26 protein-coding genes, 1 other RNA gene and 1 pseudogene are annotated in these 24,962 nt (G+C 37.6%); 16 read left to right on the plus strand and 12 right to left on the minus strand.

All coding sequences use genetic code 11. The features are described from left to right. Positions 1–995: 995 nt before the first annotated feature. Positions 996–1,268 (plus strand): hypothetical protein, encoded by a 273-nt coding sequence (locus J2Y67_RS02610; RefSeq protein WP_310170263.1) that lies wholly within the window; start codon positions 996–998, stop codon positions 1,266–1,268. Positions 1,269–1,352: 84 nt separating this feature from the next. After that, entirely contained in the window at positions 1,353–1,709 is a 357-nt protein-coding gene (locus J2Y67_RS02615; protein WP_310170266.1) for a YppE family protein, read from the plus strand. Between the two features lie 37 nt (positions 1,710–1,746). Here J2Y67_RS02615 and J2Y67_RS02620 read toward each other — a convergent pair whose 3' ends face one another. Then, complete coding sequence (locus J2Y67_RS02620; RefSeq protein ID WP_310170268.1) at positions 1,747–1,959, minus strand: YppF family protein; 213 nt, start codon at positions 1,957–1,959, stop codon at positions 1,747–1,749. Between the two features lie 187 nt (positions 1,960–2,146). Between J2Y67_RS02620 and J2Y67_RS02625 the strand changes: the two genes are divergently transcribed. Beyond that, positions 2,147–2,689 carry a YppG family protein gene (locus J2Y67_RS02625; protein ID WP_310170271.1) on the plus strand — a complete coding sequence of 181 codons (543 nt, stop codon included), beginning with the start codon at positions 2,147–2,149 and terminating at the stop codon, positions 2,687–2,689. Positions 2,690–2,725: 36 nt separating this feature from the next. On the opposite strand, the gene J2Y67_RS02630 is transcribed toward J2Y67_RS02625, so the two are convergent. Together J2Y67_RS02630 and J2Y67_RS02635 are read right to left on the minus strand one after the other, a co-directional pair. Continuing rightward, entirely contained in the window at positions 2,726–3,208 is a 483-nt protein-coding gene (locus J2Y67_RS02630; RefSeq protein WP_310170273.1) for an Hsp20/alpha crystallin family protein, read from the minus strand. 144 nt (positions 3,209–3,352) lie between these two features. Then, positions 3,353–4,051, minus strand: coding sequence for a Crp/Fnr family transcriptional regulator (locus J2Y67_RS02635; RefSeq protein ID WP_310170275.1), 699 nt, complete (start codon positions 4,049–4,051; stop codon positions 3,353–3,355). Between the two features lie 210 nt (positions 4,052–4,261). Between J2Y67_RS02635 and J2Y67_RS02640 the strand changes: the two genes are divergently transcribed. From J2Y67_RS02640 to J2Y67_RS02675, 8 genes are all read left to right on the plus strand, one after another. Then, positions 4,262–6,553 (plus strand): DEAD/DEAH box helicase, encoded by a 2,292-nt coding sequence (locus J2Y67_RS02640; protein WP_310170277.1) that lies wholly within the window; start codon positions 4,262–4,264, stop codon positions 6,551–6,553. Positions 6,554–6,556: 3 nt separating this feature from the next. Continuing rightward, the gene (locus J2Y67_RS02645; RefSeq protein WP_310170279.1) at positions 6,557–7,822 is read left to right on the plus strand and encodes a ribonuclease H-like domain-containing protein; all 1,266 of its coding nucleotides are present in this window, start codon (positions 6,557–6,559) and stop codon (positions 7,820–7,822) included. Positions 7,823–8,223: 401 nt separating this feature from the next. Further along, a complete protein-coding gene (locus tag J2Y67_RS02650) occupies positions 8,224–8,616 on the plus strand; it encodes a CotD family spore coat protein (protein ID WP_310170282.1) in 393 nt (130 codons plus the stop codon). Between the two features lie 118 nt (positions 8,617–8,734). Continuing rightward, the gene (locus tag J2Y67_RS02655) at positions 8,735–9,295 is read left to right on the plus strand and encodes an SLOG family protein (RefSeq protein ID WP_310170285.1); all 561 of its coding nucleotides are present in this window, start codon (positions 8,735–8,737) and stop codon (positions 9,293–9,295) included. An 83-nt stretch (positions 9,296–9,378) separates the two neighbouring features. Then, the gene (gpsB, locus tag J2Y67_RS02660; protein WP_310170287.1) at positions 9,379–9,681 is read left to right on the plus strand and encodes a cell division regulator GpsB; all 303 of its coding nucleotides are present in this window, start codon (positions 9,379–9,381) and stop codon (positions 9,679–9,681) included. Positions 9,682–9,762: 81 nt separating this feature from the next. Then, positions 9,763–10,160: RNase P RNA component class B (gene rnpB / locus J2Y67_RS02665), an RNA gene on the plus strand. 137 nt (positions 10,161–10,297) lie between these two features. Continuing rightward, a complete protein-coding gene (locus J2Y67_RS02670; protein WP_310170289.1) occupies positions 10,298–11,476 on the plus strand; it encodes a THUMP domain-containing class I SAM-dependent RNA methyltransferase in 1,179 nt (392 codons plus the stop codon). A gap of 59 nt (positions 11,477–11,535) precedes the next feature. After that, positions 11,536–13,461 carry an ATP-dependent DNA helicase gene (locus J2Y67_RS02675; RefSeq protein WP_310170290.1) on the plus strand — a complete coding sequence of 642 codons (1,926 nt, stop codon included), beginning with the start codon at positions 11,536–11,538 and terminating at the stop codon, positions 13,459–13,461. A 33-nt stretch (positions 13,462–13,494) separates the two neighbouring features. On the opposite strand, the gene J2Y67_RS02680 is transcribed toward J2Y67_RS02675, so the two are convergent. From J2Y67_RS02680 to J2Y67_RS02700, 5 genes are read right to left on the minus strand one after another with little or no spacing between them, the layout of a single operon-like run. Next, a complete protein-coding gene (locus tag J2Y67_RS02680; protein ID WP_310170292.1) occupies positions 13,495–13,794 on the minus strand; it encodes a metal-sulfur cluster assembly factor in 300 nt (99 codons plus the stop codon). Positions 13,795–13,807: 13 nt separating this feature from the next. Beyond that, on the minus strand, positions 13,808–15,052 hold the full coding sequence (locus J2Y67_RS02685) for a hypothetical protein (RefSeq protein WP_310170294.1): 1,245 nt from the start codon (positions 15,050–15,052) through the stop codon (positions 13,808–13,810). Positions 15,053–15,065: 13 nt separating this feature from the next. Then, positions 15,066–15,272, minus strand: coding sequence for a DUF2249 domain-containing protein (locus J2Y67_RS02690; RefSeq protein WP_310170296.1), 207 nt, complete (start codon positions 15,270–15,272; stop codon positions 15,066–15,068). A gap of 22 nt (positions 15,273–15,294) precedes the next feature. Further along, positions 15,295–15,531, minus strand: coding sequence for a DUF2249 domain-containing protein (locus J2Y67_RS02695; RefSeq protein ID WP_310170298.1), 237 nt, complete (start codon positions 15,529–15,531; stop codon positions 15,295–15,297). Between the two features lie 60 nt (positions 15,532–15,591). Further along, positions 15,592–16,284 (minus strand): Crp/Fnr family transcriptional regulator, encoded by a 693-nt coding sequence (locus tag J2Y67_RS02700; RefSeq protein WP_310170301.1) that lies wholly within the window; start codon positions 16,282–16,284, stop codon positions 15,592–15,594. Positions 16,285–16,526: 242 nt separating this feature from the next. Between J2Y67_RS02700 and J2Y67_RS02705 the strand changes: the two genes are divergently transcribed. After that, complete coding sequence (locus tag J2Y67_RS02705; protein ID WP_310170302.1) at positions 16,527–18,884, plus strand: nitric-oxide reductase large subunit; 2,358 nt, start codon at positions 16,527–16,529, stop codon at positions 18,882–18,884. A gap of 25 nt (positions 18,885–18,909) precedes the next feature. On the opposite strand, the gene J2Y67_RS02710 is transcribed toward J2Y67_RS02705, so the two are convergent. Beyond that, positions 18,910–19,062: a hypothetical protein gene (locus tag J2Y67_RS02710; protein WP_310170305.1), complete on the minus strand. Its 153-nt coding sequence runs from the start codon at positions 19,060–19,062 to the stop codon at positions 18,910–18,912. Positions 19,063–19,195: 133 nt separating this feature from the next. Here J2Y67_RS02710 and J2Y67_RS02715 point away from each other — a divergent pair, with 133 nt between their 5' ends. Together J2Y67_RS02715 and J2Y67_RS02720 are read left to right on the plus strand one after the other, a co-directional pair. Then, complete coding sequence (locus J2Y67_RS02715; protein WP_026573222.1) at positions 19,196–19,429, plus strand: DUF2249 domain-containing protein; 234 nt, start codon at positions 19,196–19,198, stop codon at positions 19,427–19,429. A gap of 332 nt (positions 19,430–19,761) precedes the next feature. After that, a pseudogene (locus J2Y67_RS02720) lies at positions 19,762–19,980 on the plus strand (EamA family transporter); the annotation flags it as partial. A 69-nt stretch (positions 19,981–20,049) separates the two neighbouring features. Here J2Y67_RS02720 and J2Y67_RS02725 read toward each other — a convergent pair. Genes J2Y67_RS02725 through J2Y67_RS02735 form a run of 3 tightly spaced genes read right to left on the minus strand, consistent with a single transcriptional unit; the run spans position 20,050 to position 22,363 of the window. After that, a complete protein-coding gene (locus J2Y67_RS02725) occupies positions 20,050–21,705 on the minus strand; it encodes a b(o/a)3-type cytochrome-c oxidase subunit 1 (protein ID WP_310170309.1) in 1,656 nt (551 codons plus the stop codon). Next, a complete protein-coding gene (locus J2Y67_RS02730) occupies positions 21,705–22,181 on the minus strand; it encodes a cytochrome c oxidase subunit II (protein ID WP_310170311.1) in 477 nt (158 codons plus the stop codon). Before J2Y67_RS02730 ends, J2Y67_RS02725 begins: the two co-directional genes overlap by 1 nt. A gap of 32 nt (positions 22,182–22,213) precedes the next feature. Then, the gene (locus tag J2Y67_RS02735) at positions 22,214–22,363 is read right to left on the minus strand and encodes a cytochrome c oxidase subunit 2A (protein WP_310170313.1); all 150 of its coding nucleotides are present in this window, start codon (positions 22,361–22,363) and stop codon (positions 22,214–22,216) included. A gap of 675 nt (positions 22,364–23,038) precedes the next feature. On the opposite strand from J2Y67_RS02735, the gene J2Y67_RS02740 reads away from it, so the two are divergent. Continuing rightward, positions 23,039–24,127: a type III polyketide synthase gene (locus J2Y67_RS02740; protein ID WP_310170315.1), complete on the plus strand. Its 1,089-nt coding sequence runs from the start codon at positions 23,039–23,041 to the stop codon at positions 24,125–24,127. Beyond that, positions 24,128–24,709: an isoprenylcysteine carboxyl methyltransferase family protein gene (locus J2Y67_RS02745; protein WP_310170317.1), complete on the plus strand. Its 582-nt coding sequence runs from the start codon at positions 24,128–24,130 to the stop codon at positions 24,707–24,709. It begins immediately after the preceding gene. Positions 24,710–24,962: the final 253 nt, after the last annotated feature.

Genomic DNA, 24,962 nt, shown 5'->3' on the forward strand with positions numbered 1-24,962 from the left:
GGTTTTCTCGTTAAAAGGGAAAAGAAAAGTGGTTTCATTGCCCAATTAAGCTGGTATTACGGTTAAAAGGGAAAAGAAAAGTGGTTTCATTGCCCGAACGAGCTGGTTTTCTCGTTAAAAGGGAAAAGAAAAGTGGTTTCATTGCCCAATTAAGCTGGTATTACGGTTAAAAGGGAAAAGAAAAGTGGTTTCATTGCCCAATTAAGCTGGTATTACGGTTAAAAGGGAAAAGAAAAGTGGTTTCATTGTCCAATCGAGCTGGTATTACTGTTAAAAGGGAAAAGAAAAGTGGTTTCATTGCCCAATTAAGCTGGTATTACGGTTAAAAGGGAAAAGAAAAGTGGTTTCATTGCCCGAACAAGCTGGTTTTCTCGTTAAAAGGGAAAAGAAAAGTGGTTTCATTGTCCAATCGAGCTGGTATTACTGTTAAAAGGGAAAAGAAAAGTGGTTTGCCGTGTTACGACTTTTACTTTATTTTTTGAGCGTTACATTTGGATAGTATGGGCAGTCCCACACTTCTTTAAATTAGACCTGTATTCTCTATAAGCCTCACAATAATGTTGTAGGTTTTTATTTATACACCTGTTGAAGAGCCTATATTAACCTAATTACAATAAAGATTTGTTAAAGAAATGAATAAAGGCTATCGAAAGGTTTTCGACAGCCTGAGCAAGGAATTCTTTACTTTTTTCGTTATTCTGCCGGCCGATTTGGACCCTCTAGTTTTTTATCACCATAGCCATCTCTTTTTTCAGTCTCCGATGGTCTCGGATTCTTATTTTGCTGTTTTTTATTTGTCATTGATAAACACCTCCATTTCTAGCTTGTACGTTTTTGCGTATTTCATTCGAATTACGATTTGTCGAAAACTAAAGCTGAAAATGCCAAATTTACACTTTGTTTGACGAATAACTTCTAGTTTTGTCAGGGTAGAAGGAAGCAGGAGAAAGAGGGAGAATAATACCATATAGATAAACGTGAGGAGGCTGTTAATAATGGATAAGCCAATGTCTGAAAAAGAAATGCTGCTTACGATGCTGACAGATATATATGATCAATTGGAAGAATTAGAGTCGGTTCTTGAGGCATCTTTCTCAGACCTTCGAATCGGTTTAGAGGAAGAAGAACTTAATAAATTGACAGTGCCTAAACAAAAATTATCAGCAATAGAAGAGGAAATAGGGCATCTTAACCTAAATACTCCCAATAATACAGAATTAAAGCAAAATCATGTTTCAGGAAGGCTAAAGCTTGAACTTGGCTTTTAATAAACAGTAAAATAGAGAATATCATTTAAGTAGCTTTGTCATTCATGGCTACTTTTTATTTTTGCCGAAGAAAGAAGGAAGTATATGGAGGAACGACTTGCGGAATTAACAGAAAAATTACTTCGGAACAATCAATTATTTTTGAAAAATTATCTAGAAGTTCGTGAAACAGGGATAAAACAGGATTTCCATCAAGTGATTAAACCTTTTGCGGATGAGATGAAGGTGATAACGGATGAATGGAGGGAGTTAATGAAAAAATGGCTAAGTGGAAACTCCTATAAACATATTCATGAAAAACAAGTTGATTTAACTGCAGAACATATTTCCGATTTATCCATTCAAGCCTTTTTCCCTGAAACAAGTCGAACAAGGTTTACAAATACAAATCGAACAGTTGAATATTTTTTAACAGGGATATTAAAGGAATTAGGAAAATAGAAAGAGATGCCAATTAAGAGCATCTCTTTAAAGTGATTTAGTTAGAATTTTGGATGAGGGAGTTTTCCTTTAAATTTTCAGGAATAACCGCGCCTTGAGATTCAAGTTCACGGACAAGAAGGCGATATTCTTTAATGTTAATTTCATTGTGAATATAGGCTTTCTTGGCAAAATCCATTAGTGCATTTACATCATCAGTGCTGTAATCTCGACTTTGAATAAATTTGCTTTTTAATTCATGAATATCCATAGATTTCTCCTCCTTCACCTTGTTTCTATCGTATCACGAAAAAAAGTGAATTTTTATTTTTGAAATATTTAAACTTTAGACAAAATTCGCTTCGTTTTGACAAGCTGCTGTGCTTCGAAAATTAATCACCTTTCTTGGGTTTTTATCATAAAGTGAAGTAATGAAAGTGCGGAGGAGATGTTTGCCCATGTATGGTAACTATAGGCCAAATCCCTACTTCAATAATGGATTACCGGGGCAAAGGAAGCATGGGTGGCCAGTTGATTATGAAAGAACTCATCAAGGGATTGTCTTAAATCAGCCATTTCCGTATCCGCCCCCAACTCAAAATTATGATTGGAACCAGTACCAACAGCAAAACCCATACTTACCGAAAATGGTTGGTCCAAGTTATCAGCAAGGAATGTTTCAACAGCAAATGCCCCTATCGAATCAGCCGTATTTACAAAAGGATTCGCAGTTTCTTTTCCAAAACCCTCTTCAGCCGCAGGAGAAAAAGATTCCTAATCAATATATGCCAATGAATGGGTATCCCATGATGAATCCTTATCCAAAACAAAATATGATCCCTAAACAGCCTGGTGGAATGAAGTCGATTATGAATTCGTTTAAGTCCCAGGATGGGACAGTAGATCTTAATAAAATGATGAATACGGCTGGTACAATGATGAATGCAGTTAATCAAGTTTCTACGCTGGTAAAGGGGCTTGGCGGAATGTTTAAGACTTAAAAGAAAGACGGCTTAATGCAAGCCGCCTTTTTTATATTATTCTTCAATTCTAATAACTTTTCCTTTTTCCTGAGGAATTCGTATTTGTAATAAGCCGTCACGATAGGAAGCTCTCACTTTTTTCTCATTGATTTGGTAGGGAAGTGAAATCGTTCTGGAGGAGTGCTGGCGCAACTGCCTTTTTTGGTAAAGTTGATTTTTTTCATCTTCCTCGGTTATCATTTCATTATTTTCAATGGAAATTGTTAGGTAATGCCCGGAAATATTTAAATGAATTTGCTCTCTTTTGACGCCCGGAAGCTCTGCCGTAATAATATATTCTTCCTTTGTTTCAACCGTTTCAACGGGAAAGGCCGTACCAAGTGGAAAAGGTGTTTTAAAAAATTCATCAATCGATTGTAAAAAACCTCGAATAGGCTGCTCATGAAACAAGTCATTCACGGATTTGAATAAGTCGCTGAACGGCTCAGTCTTTGATTTTTTTTTATTATTTGGATCGCTCGGAAGCATGGATGACATTGTAATTCCCTCACTTTCAAGAATTTCACACAACATCATATGCTGACAGAATTAGGTATGTGCCTGAATAATAGGAAGACTAGGGCTTGGATTGAATCTGATAAATGATAACCGCTGCCAATTGAGGCAGCGGTTGAACTTTCATTAGATTAAATGAATTTCTTCCATAAGAATTTCAATATCAAGCATCATATTACCTTCATCGTCAACTTCAATTAATTCCTCTTTTTTCATCTTTGTCAGTGTTCGGCTAATCGTTTCACGAGTTGTTCCAATCATATTGGCAAGATCCTTATTGGTAAATTCCGCTTTTAAGAGGATGGTGCCATCTTCAAGCTTCTTGCCATACTTTTGGGCTAGGCGTATGAGTAATTTTACAATTTGTTCATACGTATTATTAAGAATTTGTTCCTCCAACCGATTTTGCAAATCAACAATTTTTTCCCCTAGGACACGAAATACCTTTATACATAACTCAGGGTTTTCAATTAGGACAGTTTCAAACTTTAGAATGGGGATTGCAATCAAGGTTGAAGGCTCGAGGATTTCAGCATAAGCAGGATAGTCTCCTTTTCTAAAAAAGCCAACATGCGGGAACATTTCACCCTTTTTCATTACGTTGACAAGTTGTTCCTTCCCGCTAATATCACTTTTATAGATTTTTACTTTACCATTTTTAATAAAGTAGACATTTTCTAGCGGGTCTCCTTGTAAAAAAACATGGCTATGCTTTTTCCATTCTCTGACAATCGCAATATCCGTTATTTTTGTTAATTCATAGTCATTTAAGTCCCGGAAAAGAGTGAATTCTGAAAGTACTTTTTTAATTTCTTCAATTTTCATGCTTTCACCACATTAAATTAGTTTTAATCTATTGTATCAAAAAAACAAGCAATAATTTAATCATTGTTCAAATGATTTTTTAAAAGCTGTTTAAAATGTTACGAAATTATGGCTAAAAAGGAGATGGAATAATCATCCAGCCGATAAATAAAGAAAAATCTTTTACCACGAACGTTCATTCGATAAAATAATAGTATTGAGGTGAGGTTTATGAAGTTGAAAAAAAGCCTGCAGGAAATTATATCTGAGTTAAAGACAAATGAACAATTTAAAGAAAATATCGTGATATGGCGAACAATTGAGGAAAAACCGGCACAAACGGTTTCATTGCCTGAAACATTACATCCTGTCTTAGGACAGGCCTTGAATAGTAAGGGAATCCAAGAACTTTATACGCATCAGTATGCGGCTTATAAGAGCATTATGGCTGGCAGGAGCGTTGTTGCAGTAACACCAACCGCTTCGGGAAAAACCCTTTGTTATAATTTGCCTGTTCTGCAAACGATTCTTCAAAACCCAAATGCACGGGCATTGTATATGTTCCCGACAAAAGCCCTTGCACAAGATCAAAAAAGTGAAATTAACGAAATCATTCAAGCTGCGGGTGTGGATATAAATAGTTATACCTATGACGGAGATACGCCTGCTACCATTCGGCAAAGAGTAAGGAAAGCGGGACATGTCGTCATTACCAATCCGGATATGCTCCATTCTGCCATTCTCCCGCATCATACGAAATGGGTGTCCCTCTTTGAGAATCTTAAATTTGTTGTGATTGATGAGCTTCATACGTACCGGGGGGTTTTTGGCAGTCATGTTGCCAATGTGATTCGAAGATTAAAACGGATTTGCCAGTATTATGGAAGCAACCCCGTTTTTATATGTACATCAGCAACGATTGCAAATCCACTTGAACTAGCAGAAGCGTTAACGGAAGAAAAGATGTGCTTAATCGATAAAAATGGTGCACCAAGTGGGAGGAAAAACTTTCTTTTTTATAATCCGCCGATTGTAAACAAGCCGCTAAATATTCGGCGAAGTGCGACCCTTGAGGTAAGGAAAATTGCCGGCGAATTACTGAAAAATAAAATTCAAACGATTGTATTTGCGAGAAGCAGGGTAAGAGTCGAAATTATTTTAACGTACCTGCAGGAACTGGTGAAAAATCAATTAGGTCCAAAATCAATCATGGGATATAGAGGTGGCTATCTTCCGACGGAGAGAAGGAAAATTGAAAAGGGTCTGCGTTCAGGAGATATTTATGGGGTCGTCAGCACAAATGCTCTTGAGCTTGGAGTGGACATTGGACAGCTGCAGGTTTGTATAATGACCGGCTATCCCGGAACTATATCTAGTGCATGGCAGCAGGCGGGCAGGGCCGGACGACGGCATGGAGAAGCCCTTGTGATCATGGTGGCTAGTTCAAGTCCGCTAGACCAATATATTATCCAGAACCCGGAATACTTTTTTAATAAAAGCCCGGAAACAGCAAGAATTAATCCCGATAATCTAATCATTTTAATTGACCACATGAAATGCGCGGCATATGAACTTCCTTTTAAAAACGGAGAGAAATTTGGGTCTCTGGATACAGAGGAGCTGTTAGAATATTTAACTGAGGAGCGTATTCTTTATAGAAATGGAGATAAATGGTATTGGATGAATGATTCCTTTCCAGCTCATAATATCAGCCTTCGATCTGCGTCTCAGGAGAATATTGTAATTGTTGATCAATCAGACGTGGCGAATGTACGGGTAATTGGTGAAATGGACCGTTTTTCCGCTATGACCTTGCTTCATGAAGAAGCCATTTATTTGCATCAAGGCCGGCAATTCCAGGTTGAAAAGCTAGATTGGGATGAAAAAAAGGCATTTGTAAGAGAAGTGGACGTGGACTATTTTACTGATGCAAATTTAGCTGTCCAATTAAAGGTCCTTGAAGTCGATAAGCTTGCTTCGCAAACACAAGCCGAAATTGGTTATGGAGATGTAAGTGTCCGCGCCATGGCAACAATTTTTAAGAAAATCAAATTTGAAACTCATGAAAATATCGGTTCTGGTCCAATCCATCTGCCTGAGGAAGAACTTCATACCAATGCGGCATGGATTTCATTGGAACAGTCATTTACTGAAATGGGTCAGGAAAGGTTAGAACAAGGATTAATTGGAGCCGCCCATGCATTAAACCATATAGCTCCATTGTTTGTGATGGCAGATCCGCAAGATATTCATGTCATCCCGCAGGTTAAAGCGGATCATAACGAAAAACCAACGATTTTCTTCTATGACCGCTATCCTGGTGGAATTGGCTTAAGTGAAAAAATCTATCAGGGGATGCCAGTGGTCTTTGAAGAAACAAGAAAAATGATTGAGCATTGCAAATGTGAATCCGGTTGTCCATCCTGTATTGGCGCCGATACTATAAATGTGCAGGCCAAAAAGGATGCAATTAAAATTATTCATGCATTTGGACAGTCTTCCGGGGCGAAAAAGGAAGGGTGAATAATGTCTTTAAAAAATAAATTAAATCGCTTAAAACCACATATTTCAACGGGAGTACAGGGAGAAAAGGACTTATGTGTTCCTGAGCCTTCCATGTTGGAGATTCCGTTTCGAGAGCAATGGGAAAGTGAAAATGTTTACCCCTATGTGTTGGATCAAAACTACTGTCTGATCCGAGAGGTAAAATATCCATTATCGCAAAAGCATGGACATTATTGTTTTTATGATTTTCTAACAGCTGTTGAATTATGGAACAAACTGTCTATAAATCATCCATTATCCGCAGAAGACCATCGTGCCGATGAATTATTCTTTTTTGACACCGAAACAACAGGTCTTGGAGGAGGTGTCGGCAATACGATTTTTTTACTTGGTTATGCAAGTGTTTCTGGAAACGATTTGATATTACGTCAGCATATTTTGCCCAATCCTGGTGCAGAGGTTCCTTTATATCATAGTTTTTTGGAAAAAATAAATTATAAAACGCTTGTAACCTATAATGGAAAATCGTTTGACTGGCCCCAGGTAAAAACAAGGCATACTCTTGTCAGGGAGCATGTTCCAAAACTACCGCCGTTTGGGCATTTTGATTTGTTTCATTCTGCAAGAAGACTTTGGAAACATAAACTGGACCGTTTAAAATTAGCGGTTGTCGAAAAAGAGGTATTAGGTGTTGAAAGGATTGATGATATTCCGGGTTATTTGGCGCCGATGATTTATTTTGATTTTATTGAGAGTAAACAGCCTGACGGAATGATTGGCATCTTAAAACACAATGAAGTGGATATCCTTTCCCTTGTCACATTGTATACTCATTTAACCTTTCAAATTTGCGGCTTTGACCCGAATCAGACAAGAATGGAAACTTTTGAGGTTGGAAGATGGTTCGCCGCATTAGGTGAAGAAAGTGAAGCAAAAAAGGTGTTAACGAAGCTTGTAGGCGGGAGTGATCTTCCTTCTGAACAGGCGAAACTGGCTCTTGCCTTTCAATTGAAGAAGGAACGGGAATGGGAAAGGGTTGTGCAGCTTTTAAGTGAAACAGTTGAATCAAAAGACGTGGGAATTGTTCTGGAGTCCTGCCTTGAACTGACAAAAATATATGAACATAGAATAAAAGATATGGAGATTGCTAGAAACTACTGTGTAAAAGCGATTGACACAGTCAGTCAATTGCATAAACAAAAAAAGAATACCCATCCGCTTTCTCATCGACAACTCGAGTTAAGATTAAAACGTTTGGAGAAAAAACTCGGTAAATTTCCTGGGTAAGCGCAAAAATCGCTATAAATCTTCTTCCATAGCGTCACTTCGCCAAATTTCGTTTTTTTGTAACAAAAATTTCATAATTTTTTCGCGCAAAAACCAGCAATTCCATATTGTTTATCATTGCCAAACAAGGTAAAATGTAAAACTGTATGAGTAAAAACGACTCAAAAATAATTATGGAGCTGGTAATATGTATAAGGCAATTTTATTTTTATTTTTCGCTGTCGTTTGTTTGACTGCTGTCCTTTTTACAAGCTTAAAAGATAGCTTTTATTCGCTCTTTTAGGTTTTTCAAAAATAAATTCTGTCCAGCTTAAAATTAGGTATTTTCCTTAGTACAAGAATCCTCCTTTCATCATAGCCTATTAGTGTAAATAGATTACAATTTGAAAGGAGAGCTTAATATGTATTTAGGTACTAATATTACGCCGCCAGTCATTCATCCGACAACAAACATTGTGAACCATACGTTCTCATCAACGGTGGTGCCACACATTCATCCTGTTCACGCTACAACAGTGAACCATCATATGTATCAACACAAACACTACTGTCCGGAATCTGCTTCCTGTTGTGAAGAGGTTTGTAACCAACATATTAACTGTTGTTCACCTTGCGCTGCCCCAATGGGACCAGGGTTTGGACCGGTTGGTCCGGGCTTCGGAGGACCAGGATTTGGAGCACCAGGACCAGGATTTGGAGCACCAGGACTAGGATTTGGAGCACCAGGACCAGGGTTTGGAGCACCAGGACCAGGGTTTGGAGCACCAGGACCGTTCATGGGTCCAAGACCTTAAAATGATTCAAGTTTGCAAGGGCTTTTTAGCCCTTGTTTTCTTTTTTGTTTACTATATAATATGTTGTCTTTTAAAATGTGTTTGTCCTATTTAAAAAATTTTTTTTGGAGGAAGCCACTTGGTAAAGGTACTCACAATCTCCGGTTATAAGCCATTTGAATTAGGGATTTTTCAAAATGATCATCCGTCAGTTTTTTTTATAAAGGCTGCCATCAAAAAAGAATTACTTCCAATGCTCGACGAAGGTCTGGAATGGGTTTTAATCAGCGGCCAACTAGGAGTTGAGCTTTGGGCCGGGGAGGCTGTTTTTGAACTGCAGAATGACTTTCCAGAATTAAAGCTTGCCGTTATCACACCATTTCTGGAGCAAGAGGCTAACTGGAGTGAAAAAAATAGGGAATGGTACGAAACCGTTCTGATGCAGGCCGATTTTGTTGACTCCGTTACAAAAAAAGGATATGAAAAGCCCTGGCAGTTTCGGCTCAAAAACCAATTTTTTCTTGAGAAAAGTGATGCTCTCCTCCTCCTTTATGATCAGGAAAAAGAGGGAAGTCCCAAATACCTATATGAACTAGCTCTTCAATATCAAAGCCGCAAAACTTATCCTATCCAATTGATTACCTTTTATGATTTACAGATGATTGTTGAAGAAGAACAATACAAGAAATCTGATTTTTAATCATTTAGGAAAGAAAAATTGACAAAAGAGCATATTTTTGAAAAAATAATAGGTAATGATTGGCGAATTTTGAGGTGATTTGAATGCTGTCTGATAAAGTTAAATTAACAGCAAAGGATATATTAGAAAAAGAGTTTAAAACCGCCGTTAGGGGTTATAAACAAGAAGACGTGGATAAATTTTTGGATTTAGTTATTAAGGATTATGAAATCTTCTATCAAGAAATAGAAGATATGCAGCAGGAAAATCTCCGCTTACGCAAGCAGCTTGAAGAGACTTCAAGAAGGCAGCCGATTTCCCAGCCAGCCGGTACAACGAATTTCGATATTTTGAAAAGATTATCCAATCTTGAAAAGCATGTTTTCGGCAGCAAATTATACGATTAACAGAAAGTACCGGAATTTCCTAATAAAAACCATTGAATTACCATCATGAAATACATATAATAAAAAATGTCTTCATTAATTACGTTCGGGTAATCGCTGCAAGGAGCTATTTGCGAATTGTAGAGGAAAGTCCATGCTCGCACGAGCTGCGATGCTCGTAGTGTTCGTGCCTAGCGAATTCATAAGCTAGGGCAGCTGGGTTATCCAGCTGACGGCCGGGAAAATACCTAAGTCCTTTGGGATATGGTATGAATACCTATAAAAGTGCCACAGTGACGGAGCCTTTCTAGAAATGGAAAGGGTGGAACGCGGTAAACCCCACGAGCGAGAAACCCAAATTATGGTAGGGGCACTTTCTCTGAGGAATTGAACAAGGAGAAGGACAGATTCATTAAGATTCTGTAGATAGATGATTACCACCTAAGTACGAGACTTAAAAGTCGATTGTAGTACAATGGTACAGAACATGGCTTACAGAACGTTTTTAATGGGAAAGTATGAAGAATTGACCGGCTCTCCTAATGCGGAGGGCTTTTTTATTTTCATTTGTCGAGTGCATTCTAGCTTTCCATTTGGTCTATAATGAGAACATACATAATTAATTAAGGGTGAAATAATGGGAAAATATCAATTAATCGCAACTGCAGCGATGGGTCTAGAAGCCCTTGTTGCGAAAGAAGTCCGTTCGCTTGGCTATGAATGCGAAGTGGATAATGGGAAAATAACTTTTACTGGAGACGAATATGCAATCGCACGTACTAATTTATGGCTGCGGACGGCTGCAAGAGTCAAGATAAAGATTGGAGAATTTAAAGCATATACCTTCGATGAATTATTTGAAAAAACAAAGGCTTTGCCATGGGAAAAATATCTCCCGGAAGATGCAGAGTTTCCAGTAATCGGAAAATCAGTGAAATCCAAGCTATTTAGTATTTCAGATTGCCAATCGATTGTAAAAAAGGCCGTTGTTGAAAGAATGAAAACTCATTATAAAAGGAATTCCTGGTTCGAGGAGACAGGTGGATTATACCGAATTGAAGTGGCTATGTTAAAGGATATTGCTACGATTACAATTGATACCAGCGGTGAAGGGCTTCATAAACGCGGCTATCGTGTTGATCAAGGCTTGGCTCCGTTAAAGGAAACCACTGCAGCTGCTCTTATCATGCTGACAAATTGGAAGCCTGACCGTCCGTTTATAGATCCCTTTTGCGGTTCTGGAACGATTCCGATCGAAGCTGCATTAATTGGTCAAAATATTGCTCCAGGATTTAATCGAGAGTTTGTGTCAGAGAGTTGGAATTGGATTCCTTCCAAGGTTTGGGATGATGTTCGAACTGAGGCGGAGGACTTGGCAAATTACGACCAGCCCCTAGATATTACAGGTTCAGACATTGACCACCGTATGGTGAAAATTGCTCAGGAAAATGCATTCGAAGCAGGGTTTGGTGATATAATTCATTTCAAACAAATGCAGGTAAAAGATATTTCGACTAAAAAGGAATATGGTGTTATTGTTGGGAACCCACCCTACGGTGAACGACTTGGTGATAAAAGTGCGGTAGAACAAATGTACAAAGAAATGGGTCAGGCTTTTAGCAAGCTTGATACTTGGTCCATTTATATGATGACTTCAAATGAAAACTTTGAACTATTATATGGAAAGCCTGCAACGAAAAAAAGAAAGCTTTTTAATGGATTTATTCGAACAGATCTTTATCAATATTGGGGAAAGAGGCCGCCAAGGCAGCAGGTAAGCGAAGCGTCTGAAGCGCAAATCAAAAGGCAAGACTAAAACAGTCAAAATGAAAAATGCAGCGTCACTTGACGCTGCATTAAATATGGGGGGATTATATGCAAAGCCGATTTCCATTTACCATTTCCAAGACCGAATCCTTTTATGACAAACTAAGTGAGTGGATTGGTGATTTATTTTATGAGACTCTTCCTGATGCCGGTTTCGAATTAAGGGATGAGCAAATTTATATGGCCTTTCAGCTTGAAAAGGCTTTTAAAGATAGAAAAATTATGTTTGCTGAAGCGGGAGTAGGAACAGGTAAGACGATTGTTTATTTGCTATATGCGATTATGTATGCACGTTACACAAACCGCCCGGCTATTATCGCCTGTGCGGATGAAACTTTAATTGAACAGTTAGTAAAAAAAGAAGGAGATATTTCCAAACTTGAATCCGTTTTAGGGTTAAATATGGATGTCCGGCTGGCAAAATCAAGGGACCAATATTTATGTATAAAAAAGTTAGATCAAGTAAAAGATTTGGACCTTTCCGACGAGCTTGGCGATATTTATGAACAATTACCTGAATTTCTTCATACGGATGGCTCGATGCTTGCTTTTGAAAGGTATGGTGATCGCAAGGAATATCCGGTCATTTCCGATGATATCTGGGAAAAAATTAGCTGGGACCCTGTTCAGGATTGTTTTTCCTGTGAGAAACGCCATCGCTGCGGTCTTACATTGCACAGAGATTACTACCGTCACGCGAAGGATCTCATCATTTGTTCTCATGATTTTTATATGGAACATGTGTGGACAAAAGAATCAAGGAAACGTGAAGGCCAGCTGCCGCTCTTACCGGAGTATTCTTCCGTTGTATTTGATGAAGGTCACCTACTGGAATATGCAGCACAGAAGGCCCTTAGCTATCGCTTCACAGACACTATGCTTGAGTCGCTTTTGACAAGATTGATGGAAAATGAAGTTCGCGAAAATACACTTTATACAATTGAAGAGGTGTTATTCGAAAATGATCTATTTTTCAATGCAATTTCCCAGTTTTCCCAAATCTCACTTGGATCTGAGAAACAAATCATTTCCAAGCATCCATCCTTAATCAAACAGGGAAGAAAGCTGCTCGATATTTTGCAAAAGCTTGAAGAAGAACTCGTGTTTGAAAGCGAATTATTTGTAATAAATGAATACGATTTAAAAATTGTTGAGGAATATCTTGAACAAATTACTTATTCACTTTCACTTTTTCTCAAGGAAATGAACGGGATTACATGGTTTGAAGAAAATATGGGTGAGCGGACTCTAGTGATTATGCCGAAAATGGTGGAAGAGGTATTACGAGACGAAGTATTCTCGCAACAACTTCCATTTGTTTTTTCATCTGCAACCTTATCTAATCAAAAATCATTTGACTTTATGGCAAAAAGTCTTGGGATTCATGAATTTTTATCCTTTTCGGTTTCTTCTCCTTTCGACTATAAGGAATTGATGAAGATTTATCTTCCTAGGTTTGAAAAAGATAGAATGGAAAATAAAGTGGAGTACTTGAAGAAGAAAATTATTGAATCAGAGGGCCGCACTCTTATTCTCTTGAATAATAAAAATGAACTGGCTTTACTTAAGAAGAAATTGTCAAATACGCTTCCCTATCCAATTTATTTTGAAGGCGATGAAGAAATCAGCACACTTGTATCGAAATTTCAAAATGAGGAAAATTCGATTCTATGCACTATCCATCTATGGGAAGGTCTTGATATTCCTGGACGTTCCTTAGAAAATGTCATGATTTTTTCTCTACCGTTTCCGCCGAATGACCCCGTGTTTATTGCGAAGCGGGATGGCGTGCAAAATGCTTTTGAAGAAATCGATTTTCCTTATATGCTTCTCAGGCTCCGTCAAGGAATTGGCAGATTAATCCGAAGTGAAAATGACCGGGGATCCGTTCATATTCTGCTTGAGAATGATATGGGCTCAAATATTTTAGAAAAAGTAAAAGAGATATTGCCTGTTGAAGCTAAAGAAGAGTAAAGAAAAAGGGTCACAATCGTGACCCTTTTTCTTCTATCTACCTAATAATCTTAAACCTTCCGGTGTCATTTTTTCTGGGCTCCAGGCTGGTGTCCAAACAAGGTCTACGTCAACATTTCTTGTTTCTTCGATTCCTTCCACACAATATCGAACACCGCTTGTAATGCTGTCATGCAGCGGACATCCCGGGGTTGTTAAGGTCATGGTAATTTTAACATCTCCTTCGTCCGAAACATCTAAATCATAGATTAAACCAAGATCGACAACATTTATATTAAGCTCTGGATCGTAAACACTTTTTAGCTCGTTAAGGATTTTTTCTTTTAAATTCATGATAAACACCTCACTATTTTTTTAGAACACTAATGATATTAATCGCAATGATGATCAAAACAATGGATAAAATCAATTGTCCAATTGTAAAGAGAAGCGCAATTTTAAAGGTTAATGCGGAAAAAACAATCAAAACACTAAGGATAAATAATGAAAATAGCGGCGGAACAAGTTTTTCATTCATCATCTCTTTTAAAGTTGGAACCGATTGCTTGCCCATTTCTTTACTATATTTAAAAGTCCACCAAAGGAATGGAACAATCTTAAATAAATAACCGACAATGCTTAATACAATCCAGAGCATAATATAGGCATAGATTAACGGACCAATACTTGAGTTGAATGACTGGCTCCACACAAGAATGAAAGCCGCCAAATGAATGATATTGCCGAAACCAATTGCAGCTAATGCAAATGAAAATGGTTTATCTAATTTTTTCTTTAATCTTTTTTTGACAATGATTCGTATATGCCAGCTAAAGATGGAAAAGCCTACGAGCAACAGGAAGAAACCAAGCTTTACAAGAAGGCTGGTACCGGTTAAAAAGGCTATTAATGTAACAAGGAGTCCAGCTGCATAAAATCCATATACATATCTAGCCTGAACCATTGGAAAGCCATGTGATAAAGAAAACATTGGCACCATTTTATAAGAAAAACCAAAAATCAACAAGGTAAACCAGCCAGTGACCCCCATTAACAAATGGCTTTTAAAAATAGCTTGGTAGTTTCCTGCCCCGCTGCCGGTTTTAAGGCAATAAATTAGTGTAATGCCCATGGCAATAGTAATAAATAAACAAAGTAATGCTGTACCAACAAAAGCAGTCAAGATGTTTGGCTTTGTTTGTTTTTTTAATGTCATCACCATTTGGAATAAAAACATTAAAATCCCAATCAAGGTTAGCACACCGGGAATGATTGCATTTTGGGGTGATGAATAGAGCAAACCTACAAAACCAATAATTCCCATTGCTGTAATAAAAAATTGAAGAAATCCAAATTTCTCATTCCAGATTTTTGTTAAAAAAGCAACCGGTACAAGCTGATACATTGCACCCATCGCTACCATTAACGCCCAGCCTAAAACTAACATATGTGCTGCCGACCAAATGGCAGGGATTCGAAAACTGCCGCCTGTCAATAGATCTCCATTAAATAAAAGGACGATTTGTGATAATACTAAGGCAATTAAACTAAAGAAAATAAACGAAAAGGGGAGCTTAACATTGGTCTCACTCCCCATATTTTGAGGAAGCATGATTTACACCTTCTTATCGGAAGATTTCAATTTTAAAACTTCCGTCGTCTTGTTGTTCTGTTCGCTGTTGATATCCTAATTCTTGCAACTGCTCATAAAGGAACATCGGCCGTCTATCATTGATGATGGTTAAGACCTCATTTTCCCCAAGAGTTTCTAAAGCTGCAAGTGTTCTCATCATTGGTTGTGGCGGTTCTAGACCGCGGTTATCTAAAATCATTTTGTATCACCCTTTATTTGCATTACTTTGAATTCTTTGTAAAGGTAACCTTCCAGTGATCATCGGCAATTTCTTCTGCCTCATGGCTAAAGCCTTTTGTTTTTAATACCGCAAAAAGTGGGACTGGTTTAAATGTCGCATGAAGAATGAAAATATCATTTTCTTGTAAATCTTTAATCGCCCCCATGATTTTTTGAAATGGCTCCAGCTTGTTTTTTAAATCCTCACGTACATCTAGTTCAACGATTCTCTGTTCCATATAAAACAACTCCTTTTTATTTTTTTCAATATTAGGTAGAAACTTGCCTAAAATCTTCTATTAATAAAATAATTCTTGCTTAAGTGATTCACGGTCAATGAAATAGTAGCCATCATCATCTAGAAACATGAATTCTTTCTTTTTTAATTGATTGATGGTTCTGCTAACAGTTTCTCTAGAGGTTCCAATCATATTGGCAAGCTCACGGTTGGTAAATTGTGTTGTTAATCTAAATTGGTTGTCAATTTTTTCTCCATTCGATTTACATAATCTTATAAGAAGTAAAACGATTTGTTCATACGTATTATGAAGAATTTGCTCCTCCAATCGATTTTGCAGGTCTACTATTTTCTCGCCGAGAACTTTAAACAATTTAATACAAAGTTCAGGATAAGATATTAAAATTTCCTCGAATCTATCAATTGGAATGACAATCAGATTTGCATCCTCCATGACCTCTGCATGTGCAGGAAAACTTCCCTTTCGGAAAAAGCCTGCATGTGGAAACATTTCTCCTGGTTCCAGGACGGAGACGATTTGTTCCTTGCCAGAAAAATCTGTTTTATAAATTTTTACTTTGCCGCTATGGATAAAGAAAACCCGGTCCATCGGATCATCCTGCATAAAAACATACATTTTATGCTTATAAAAACGTGTTTGGGCAATCTCGACAAAAGGCGCCAGTTCCTCGGCTGTTAACTCTTTAAAGATAGGAACAGCTGAAAGCCTTTTTATAATGTCCTCTTGCTTCATTAACATCACCTTCATATTAGTAATTCGTTATAGCCCTATTTTAACAATGCTCACGGAACAATTATGTGACCTCCGTCATAGGTTAGCAGATTTTAATGAAAATAATTCTCAATGTGACAACTTTGTGAAAACAACATGGAAATGTGAGAAATAACACCAGGTGTGTGATTTCCTTCACACTTTGATTTTTTCTTTACCGTTACAATTCGATATGTAATTGAAACAAGAGAGGATGAAAGAGAGTGGAAATACAGAGGGGAACACCTACAAAAGTAAATAAAAACAAAAACGGGCTTCTGAAATCCGTTTTAATTACGGTTATTTTAGTAAGTTTTACCGTTTTACTTTGCGGTGGTTATTGGATTTTTAAGGAACAGGCACCAAGACCATTAGAGGTTACCAATCAAAAAGGTGATGTTCTCTTTACTAAGGCTACGATCATGGGTGGTCAAGCAGTTTGGCAAAAATATGGTTTAATGGATTACGGAACAGTATTAGGACACGGATCTTATATGGGCCCGGACTATACGGCTGAATCTTTAAAGATTTATACAGAAGGAATGCAGGATTTTAAAGCAAATGAACAATATGGTAAAAAATTTGCTGACTTAAGCACCGACGAAAAATCGGCAATTAAAAATGCCGTTATCAAAGAAATGCGTAAAAATCGTTATGATAGCAGCAAAGAATCATTAAAATTAACGGATGCACAAGCTTATGGACTTGAAAAGGTTAGAGCTTACTATAAAAACATTTTCACGAACGGTGATGGCTGGGGATTAAAAGCACATCTGATTAAAGATAGTGATATGCCGAAGAATGACCGTGCATATGTTGCAAAAGGAGATCAAATTACACAGATTTCTGATTTCTTCTTCTGGACTGCATGGCTTTCAAGTACAGTTCGTCCTGGAGATAAAATTACTTATACAAATAACTGGCCATATTATGAAGATGCCGGCAACCATTTATCCTTCTCGGCTGTTTGGTGGAGCGGTGCAAGTGTTACGCTTTTTGTCTTAATGGTTGGTATTATCCTTTACGTTTTCTACCGTTATCAATTTAGTATGAAAGAGGCTTATAAAGAAGGTAATTTCCCACAGATTGATTTACGCAAAATACCAGTGACGAGTTCACAGGTTAAAACCGGAAAGTATTTCGTTGTTGTTTCTATTCTTTTCTTTGTCCAATGTATGTTTGGTGCATTACTTGCCCACTATTATATTGAACCTGACAGCTTCTTCGGAATAAAATGGATTCACGACATTCTTCCATTCAATATTTCAAAAGGCTATCACTTACAGCTAGCGATTTTCTGGATCGCAACGGCTTGGTTAGGAATGGGTATTTATGTAGCACCGCTTGTTGGCGGTTTTGAACCTAAGAAACAAGGACTATTAGTTGATATTCTATTTTGGGCATTGGTTGTTCTTGTTGGCGGAAGTATGGTTGGAGAGTGGCTTGGAGCAAATGGCTACTTAGGTAACGAATGGTTCTTATTAGGTCATGCTGGTTGGGAATATATTGAGTTAGGCCGTGTTTGGCAGATTATTCTCATTGTCGGTATGTTAATCTGGCTATTCATCGTTTATCGAGGAATTAAAGCTGGTCTTAAAAAAGAATCAGACAAGGGCGGTCTAATCCACTTACTGTTCTACTCAGCAATCGCGGTACCAGCATTCTATATCTTTGCATTATTTATCAACCCTGATACAAGCTTTACCTTTGCTGATTACTGGCGCTGGTGGATTATCCATCTATGGGTAGAGGCAATTTTTGAAGTATTTGCAGTAGTTGTTATTGGATTCTTATTAGTTCAAGTTGGCTTAGTAACGAAAAAATCAACGGTCAGACAATTGTACTTCCAATTAATCTTGCTATTAGGCAGCGGTGTTATCGGAATCGGACACCACTATTATTACAATGGTTCAGCAGAAGTATGGCTTGGACTTGGAGCTGTTTTCTCAGCATTGGAAGTTATTCCATTAACCTTGTTAATTCTTGAAGCATACGAACAGTATAAAATGATGCGTGATGGCGGAGTGAACTTCCCTTATAAAGGTACTTTCTGGTTCTTAATCTCAGTTGCCATTTGGAACTTGATCGGTGCAGGAGTGCTTGGATTCTTAATCAACCTTCCAGCTGTCAGCTATTTCGAACACGGACAGTTCTTAACACCAACACACGGTCATGCTTCGATGATGGGTGTATACGGAATGTTTGCGATTGCACTACTTCTTTATTCATTAAGAAACATTGTAAAACCTGAAGTATGGAATGATAAGTGGCTAAAAATTAGTTGTATAATGTTAAACGTTGGTTTAGCTGGTATGGTCTTCTTCTCCTTACTTCCAGTAGGTTTCATGCAAATTAAAGAAGCATTCTATCATGGTTATGCAGCTAGTCGTTCAGCAACTTTCTTACAAAATGATTTAGTTAAAACGCTCTTAACTTGGCGTGCAGTGCCAGATACTATCTTCTTGATTGGTTGTATCATTCTAATGGTATTCTGTGTGAAGTGTCTATTCAATTTACGTAAACCTACACACAAAGAGGGAGAAAGCCTTCCAGTTAAGGATTTATCACTTGATGAAGAGTAATAAAAAAGAAAAAGATCCGCAAAGCTTAGGCTTGCGGATCTTCTTCTTTTTTTACTTCCGTTTCATAGCAGTCAAAACAAAAAATCTCTTTATCGTCCGTATGCATTCCATTAAAAAAACCATCTAAGCAGTAGATTTCCTTATTACAGCACTTGCAGGCTCCAACTAATTCTCTCATTTCGTTTTCCCCCTATATAAAATTTATTCTGTATTAACAAAATCATGTTACAAGTGTGATACCACTCACTAAGTGCAATAGAAACTTTTTTTATAATAAAAGAGAAGTTAACAAATTAATAGGAGTGAAAATGATGCAAACTTTTGCTAAAGTTATCCATGTTCCTGATTACCCGCCACGTGAAAAGCATCCAACGATTTTGAACGGATTTGATGAGTTAAAATCAGGAGAATTTATGCAAATTGTCAATGATCATGATCCAAGACCGCTTCAATATCAATTTATGATGGAGAGAACGGACCAATTTACTTGGGAATACCTTGAAGAAGGTCCGGATACTTGGAGAGTTGCAATCGGTAAAAAGTAGTTTATAGTGCCCAGGGGTTCCGCCCTCATTAAGCACACCCTCTTTACGCATTTTACTTGAGTTATATTTATTTTCCATGAAACATCCTTATTTTCCCTATAAATATATTTTACAACAGAATTTCATTTCTGTTGTTTTTTTTTGCCAGTTAATCTAGCACAAAGGTAACTTTTTTTCAGAAAAATATGATAAAATTTTAGCATTGTAAAGAGGGGGCACATAATGGAAATGCTGACTGCAAAATTTGAAAAACAATTTATAACTATAGAAAATACAGAGGGGCATATCAATTAATATGAAAAAAATCCTTCCTATTTTATCCGCTTACGGGCCTTTGGAATAAAGGAAACCTCCTTTTCAGTAGAGACGTTATTTTTTACGGTTTGGGATTAGGATTATTTCCTACTGTGGTAGCGTATTTATTGTATACAAAAGGACGGGGAAAAATCGATTGCAGCAAAGCATCCATTATTGCCACGGTAGAACCAGTTGTAGCAACCTTATTAGGTGTTTTTCTTTATAAAGAAAATGAAGAGGCTTCAATCATGTAGATTGAAGCCTTAAGTTATTGTCTAGCGCAAGCAGCTGTCGAGGTTGATAAGGCGCTTACGCTTTTCTAATTACCAGGTTTTATATCCTTTTGATCCCGGTGGTGCATTTTGAATGATATCGATAAATGGAATCGTGTAGGCAAATAGAATAAGAACTGCAAGCATTCCAAGCCATAGTTTCCAGTTTTCAAATACCATAGGAGCTTTTTCATCAAGATTTTCAGCTATACCTACAGGGAATTCTTCTTCTCCTTTAGGAGCAAAGAACGCAAGATTAATAAAAATGATGAGTACTAGGATGATTCCAAGGAATAGAATGGTACCGCCAACAGCTTGGGCGATTTGATATGGAATCCATTCTGCTGCCTGCTTGGCACCATTATAAGTTGAAAACGCTGAACGTCTTGGAGCGCCAAGAAGTCCTTCAATATGCATGGCACCTGACATGAACACCATTCCAATGAACCAAACCCATCCTTGAATAATCGCTAATTTGTTCATCGCTTTTGTTAATTTACGGCCAGTTAAGTGCGGAACTAGCCAATAAGAAATTCCAAAGAAAGTTAACACTACAGATGTTGCCGCTGTTAAATGGAAGTGCCCTGTTATCCAAATGGTATTATGAACAACTTGGTCCATTTGGTTTGATGCGTTAATAATACCACCTGCACCGGCAGGGATAAACGAAGCCATTCCAATAAACGGTACGGTAAAGCGTGCATCATTCCAAGGAAGAACCCTGAACCAGCCGAAAAGGCCAGTTGCGCCTTTCGAACGTCCATACCTTTCAAAAGTCGCAAATAACGAAAAGGCAGTCATTAAGGAAGGAATAACAACCATAAACGTTAAAATAACTTGAATGAATTTCCATGCTGGATCAATGCCCGGCTCTGTTAACTGGTGGTGAAAACCAACAGGAATCGAGAAGAGCAGGAATAAAATAAAGGATAATCGCGCTAAAGAATCTGAAAAAATTTTTCCGCCAATAATTTTTGGAATAATTGCATACCAGCACATATAAGCAGGAAGCAGCCAGAAATAGACAAGCGGGTGGCCAAAATACCAAAATAATGTACGGCTCACGAGAACATCTACAGTATCAACTAATCCTAGAGACCAAGGTAATAATTGGAATAATACAGTAGCGGCAACACCCAGTGTAGCGACAATCCACATAACTGTATTAATGACTGCCATAAAGCTCAACAGCGGGCTTGGTTTACCAGGATTGTTTTTCCGCCATTTTGCATAGGTCATAATTTGCGCCGCACCATCAATCCAGCTTCCGATCACAACAAAGGTCATACCAAGATAAAAGATCCAATGTGCTTGCAGTGGTGCATAAAATGTATAAAGTACAGAGGCTTTATTTAATAAAACCATTGTTGCAGCCATCGCGGTACCGATGGTCATTACCCAAAAACCAATCCACCCTGCGCGTCTTGCTGCAGGTGAGTGTGTACCAGCTGTCCGGCTGACTGCTGCATATTGAAAGCCCATGATAAAGAAGGTTGTTAATATAAGTCCCATCATGATACCGTGAACGGTTAAAAGTTGATAGTATCCAATACCACCCGGCAATTCAAATTTTCCGGAACGGACAAGGGTTTGCAGAAGTCCCATAAGTCCGCCCAGTGCCAGTGCTGTAAAGGCCACGTAAAAATGAGCCATTGAAAGCTTTGCATCTCTAGGGTCTACTTTGATTTTTGCTGTTACGCTAGCCATTATTTTACCACCTCAATCTTCGAACTCATTAAATGGTGCCCGGCACCGCAATACTCATTACAAACAATTAAATATTCGCCTTCTTTGTCAAAGGTTGTTGTGTATTCGCTGACATATCCGGGCTCAAGCATCATATTAATATTCGTTCCGGCAACTTCAAAACCATGGACAACATCTTTTGTAGTAGCGATCACTCTTACTTTTGCACCAAGCGGTACTTTTACTTCTGTTGGGTTGTAAGAGAAAGTGGATGCAACATAAACAAGTTCATAGTCCCATTCTTTTCCTTCAACCTTATGAAGTCCCGGCTTGTTAAATGGTTTTGTTTGATCTACCTTTTCTGGATTAATAGTGGTTAAGCAGCTAGGCGGCTTGTTTCCGAGATAGAATGCACTAACACCGATCGTGGACAAGAAGACAATCAGTGTTGCCACTCCGAAGATAAGCCAAATTTTTTCAAATTTATGCATATGCATAGGATTTTCCCCCCTCTTTCTTTAAAACTTTCTTAAAATCTCTCTACGAATAAATAATAGACAATTAACCATGTGACAACGATGAAGAGTCCTAAAAAGAAAACGGATGCTAATGTCCCTTTTAGTGAAGAGCTGTCCTCTACTTCTGTTTTTTGATTTGTTTTCACTTCCGCCTTTGCCATCCCTTACACTCCCTTCAGATAATTGGAAATTAATAAGTTCACTTTCATAATACAAAACAATTGAGAAAGAAAAAGATAAAATTTGTCAATTCACAAATTGTTCATTCCTTAGTTAAGTAACATGTTAAGGTTATAAAGTTGATGCAACAGTGATGAAAGTCACAACGAAGAGGGAGTAAATGTGAATAAACTGTGAATTCTCACATGTACCCTGTGATACAGCTAACTGAATAATGAAGCTGATAGATGTATGAAGTGCTGAATCAAAACATTGTCACACTATAAGATTTTGAAAATAACATGGAAATATAGTGCTTATATTCTCAAAAAGTGAGTGTGTTCCTTAGTGGAAAAATATTATTGTGAACAATGCCGTCTTTTGTATAACAAACAGGAATACTGTAAAATTTGCGGATCTTTGGCAAATAATAAGATAACAATTGATGTACAAAAACAGCCTGAAAAACCATGAACCTTACCCAATTGGAAAAGATTATATAATGAACAGAATCCTCTTTTCGCGGTATAATTTAAGTGCACAACAACAACCTTCAAAACGATTGGCTTCCTAGCATAAGGGGAGCTTTTTTTTTGTAAAAAATTCAGTATGTACATAAAAGAATAATCTATCGGTATTTGGAAAAAATAACCTCATTGAATTGGAGGAGAATGAAGATGCCGACGATTATTTCAGTTGCGGAAGCACTCCCGCCATATGAGATAAAACAGGATCAAGCAGAAGAATTTGCCCGGAAGCTTTTTTCCGACTCTTTTAAAGATATTGAACGCTTATTAAAGGCTTTTTCCAACGGACAAATTGAAAAACGGAATTTTGTTAAAGACCTTAATTGGTTTAATGAGGAACATACATTTGAAGAAAAGAATCATGCTTATATTGAAAACGCAGTGGATTTTGGTGCGGAAGCCATCAAGGAATGTTTATCTAGCCAATTGTTTTTGACAAAACCTATTCCCTATCAAGAAATTGATGCCATTTTTTTTATTTCCACCACTGGTCTTGCAACTCCCAGTATTGAAGCAAGAATTATGAATCAACTGCCATTTTCACAGCATACAAAAAGAATCCCGATTTGGGGGCTTGGCTGTGCCGGGGGGGCTGCTGGAATCTCCAGGGCATTTGAGTACTGTTTGGCATTTCCAAAAGCAAAGGTCCTTGTCCTGTCTGTTGAACTTTGCAGTTTAACCTTTCAGAAAAACGATCTCTCAAAAAGCAATCTTATTGGAACAACTCTTTTTGCTGATGGGATAGCCTGTGCCCTTATTTGTGGAGATAACGTGAAAATTGACGAGTTTCGTTCTCGTAGGGCATCGCCTGCTATTATTGCAACGCAATCAACCTTGATGCCGGATTCATTGGATGTAATGGGCTGGGATATAAAAAACCGAGGATTATTTGTTATTTTTTCTCGTGACATCCCAAAAATCATTGAAAGCTGGCTCAAGCCGAATGTGAATGACTTTCTTGAACAATACGGAATGAATCTAAGTCAATTTGGTTATTTTATTGCCCATCCCGGCGGAAAAAAAGTATTAGATGCGTACGTTTCTGCTTTGGACCTTTTACCGTCCATGACCCATATTTCCTTCGATATTTTGAAGAATTATGGAAATATGTCATCCGCAACTATTTTGTACGTCCTAAAAAGGTTTATGGAGCAGGATACGAAAATAGGGGAGAATGGTCTGTGTACTGCACTTGGTCCAGGTTTTAGTTCAGAGTTATTATTATTGAGGTGGAAATAAGTGGCGGATTTCTACCCGTTCCTTATCTTTTGGTGTCTTCTGATTCTTCAGCGTCTTGTTGAATTATGGATAGCCAGAAAAAATGAGAAATGGATGCTTGGGCAGGGAGCAATAGAGTATGGTCATGAGCATTACCGCTATATGGTTTGGATGCACCTATTATTTTTTCTGGTATTTTTCAGCGAAAAAATCCTCCTTAATCGCGAAATGTCTAATGCCTGGCGTTGGTTACTTTTTGTTTTCATTCTTGCCCAGTTAGTAAGAATATGGGCATTGTTTTCATTGGGGAGGTATTGGAACACAAAAATTATTGTCCTGCCGAACACGAATGTAATCAAAAAAGGTCCTTACAGATGGATTAAGCACCCAAATTATTTGGTTGTATCTTTAGAACTGCTTGTTATTCCTTTGTTATTTAATGCTTATATTACAGCGGTTGCATTTACCATTTTAAATATCATTATGCTTTCGATTCGAATTCCGATGGAGGAACATGCGCTAAAAAATCATACTCGGTATGAAGGAGTATTCCAAAGTTGTAATCGTTTTCTTCCGAAATTGTTAAATAAATGTGACAAATAAAAATGGGCTATTGAAAATCATTATCACCTGTGCTAAAATCTAAACTAACGATGAAAATCATTCTCAACGAGAACGGAGAAGGAAGGTGTTATGATGACTTTTGCTTTTGTGGGCGGTACAATTGTTATATATGCATTTGTCATGAAGCACGTTTTAAAGAATGTTACACATTAATTAACACCTTAAAAAGCCAAGGAAATCTCCTTAGCTCAGATTGTCGAGAAAAGTTATTTTTCTCGGCAATTTTTCATTT

The organism is Neobacillus niacini (genome assembly GCF_031456445.1).
Lineage (GTDB): Bacteria > Bacillota > Bacilli > Bacillales > Cytobacillaceae > Neobacillus > Neobacillus niacini_I.

Bases quoted from the DNA above. Each gene is read 5' to 3' on its own strand.
- J2Y67_RS02715 (WP_026573222.1), top strand. From the start codon at position 19,196: ATGCAAACTTTTGCTAAAGTTATCCATGTTCCTGATTACCCGCCACGT.
- J2Y67_RS02690 (WP_310170296.1), bottom strand. From the start codon at position 15,272: ATGATTTTAGATAACCGCGGTCTAGAACCGCCACAACCAATGATGAGA.
- J2Y67_RS02695 (WP_310170298.1), bottom strand. From the start codon at position 15,531: ATGGAACAGAGAATCGTTGAACTAGATGTACGTGAGGATTTAAAAAAC.
- J2Y67_RS02735 (WP_310170313.1), bottom strand. From the start codon at position 22,363: ATGGCAAAGGCGGAAGTGAAAACAAATCAAAAAACAGAAGTAGAGGAC.
- J2Y67_RS02620 (WP_310170268.1), bottom strand. From the start codon at position 1,959: ATGGATATTCATGAATTAAAAAGCAAATTTATTCAAAGTCGAGATTAC.
- J2Y67_RS02645 (WP_310170279.1), top strand. From the start codon at position 6,557: ATGTCTTTAAAAAATAAATTAAATCGCTTAAAACCACATATTTCAACG.
- J2Y67_RS02740 (WP_310170315.1), top strand. From the start codon at position 23,039: ATGCCGACGATTATTTCAGTTGCGGAAGCACTCCCGCCATATGAGATA.
- J2Y67_RS02615 (WP_310170266.1), top strand. From the start codon at position 1,353: ATGGAGGAACGACTTGCGGAATTAACAGAAAAATTACTTCGGAACAAT.
- J2Y67_RS02675 (WP_310170290.1), top strand. From the start codon at position 11,536: ATGCAAAGCCGATTTCCATTTACCATTTCCAAGACCGAATCCTTTTAT.
- J2Y67_RS02635 (WP_310170275.1), bottom strand. From the start codon at position 4,051: ATGAAAATTGAAGAAATTAAAAAAGTACTTTCAGAATTCACTCTTTTC.
- gpsB (WP_310170287.1), top strand. From the start codon at position 9,379: ATGCTGTCTGATAAAGTTAAATTAACAGCAAAGGATATATTAGAAAAA.
- J2Y67_RS02680 (WP_310170292.1), bottom strand. From the start codon at position 13,794: ATGAATTTAAAAGAAAAAATCCTTAACGAGCTAAAAAGTGTTTACGAT.
- J2Y67_RS02640 (WP_310170277.1), top strand. From the start codon at position 4,262: ATGAAGTTGAAAAAAAGCCTGCAGGAAATTATATCTGAGTTAAAGACA.
- J2Y67_RS02685 (WP_310170294.1), bottom strand. From the start codon at position 15,052: ATGCTTCCTCAAAATATGGGGAGTGAGACCAATGTTAAGCTCCCCTTT.
- J2Y67_RS02630 (WP_310170273.1), bottom strand. From the start codon at position 3,208: ATGTCATCCATGCTTCCGAGCGATCCAAATAATAAAAAAAAATCAAAG.
- J2Y67_RS02670 (WP_310170289.1), top strand. From the start codon at position 10,298: ATGGGAAAATATCAATTAATCGCAACTGCAGCGATGGGTCTAGAAGCC.
- J2Y67_RS02650 (WP_310170282.1), top strand. From the start codon at position 8,224: ATGTATTTAGGTACTAATATTACGCCGCCAGTCATTCATCCGACAACA.
- J2Y67_RS02710 (WP_310170305.1), bottom strand. From the start codon at position 19,062: ATGAGAGAATTAGTTGGAGCCTGCAAGTGCTGTAATAAGGAAATCTAC.
- J2Y67_RS02610 (WP_310170263.1), top strand. From the start codon at position 996: ATGGATAAGCCAATGTCTGAAAAAGAAATGCTGCTTACGATGCTGACA.
- J2Y67_RS02730 (WP_310170311.1), bottom strand. From the start codon at position 22,181: ATGCATATGCATAAATTTGAAAAAATTTGGCTTATCTTCGGAGTGGCA.
- J2Y67_RS02700 (WP_310170301.1), bottom strand. From the start codon at position 16,284: ATGAAGCAAGAGGACATTATAAAAAGGCTTTCAGCTGTTCCTATCTTT.
- J2Y67_RS02625 (WP_310170271.1), top strand. From the start codon at position 2,147: ATGTATGGTAACTATAGGCCAAATCCCTACTTCAATAATGGATTACCG.
- J2Y67_RS02725 (WP_310170309.1), bottom strand. From the start codon at position 21,705: ATGGCTAGCGTAACAGCAAAAATCAAAGTAGACCCTAGAGATGCAAAG.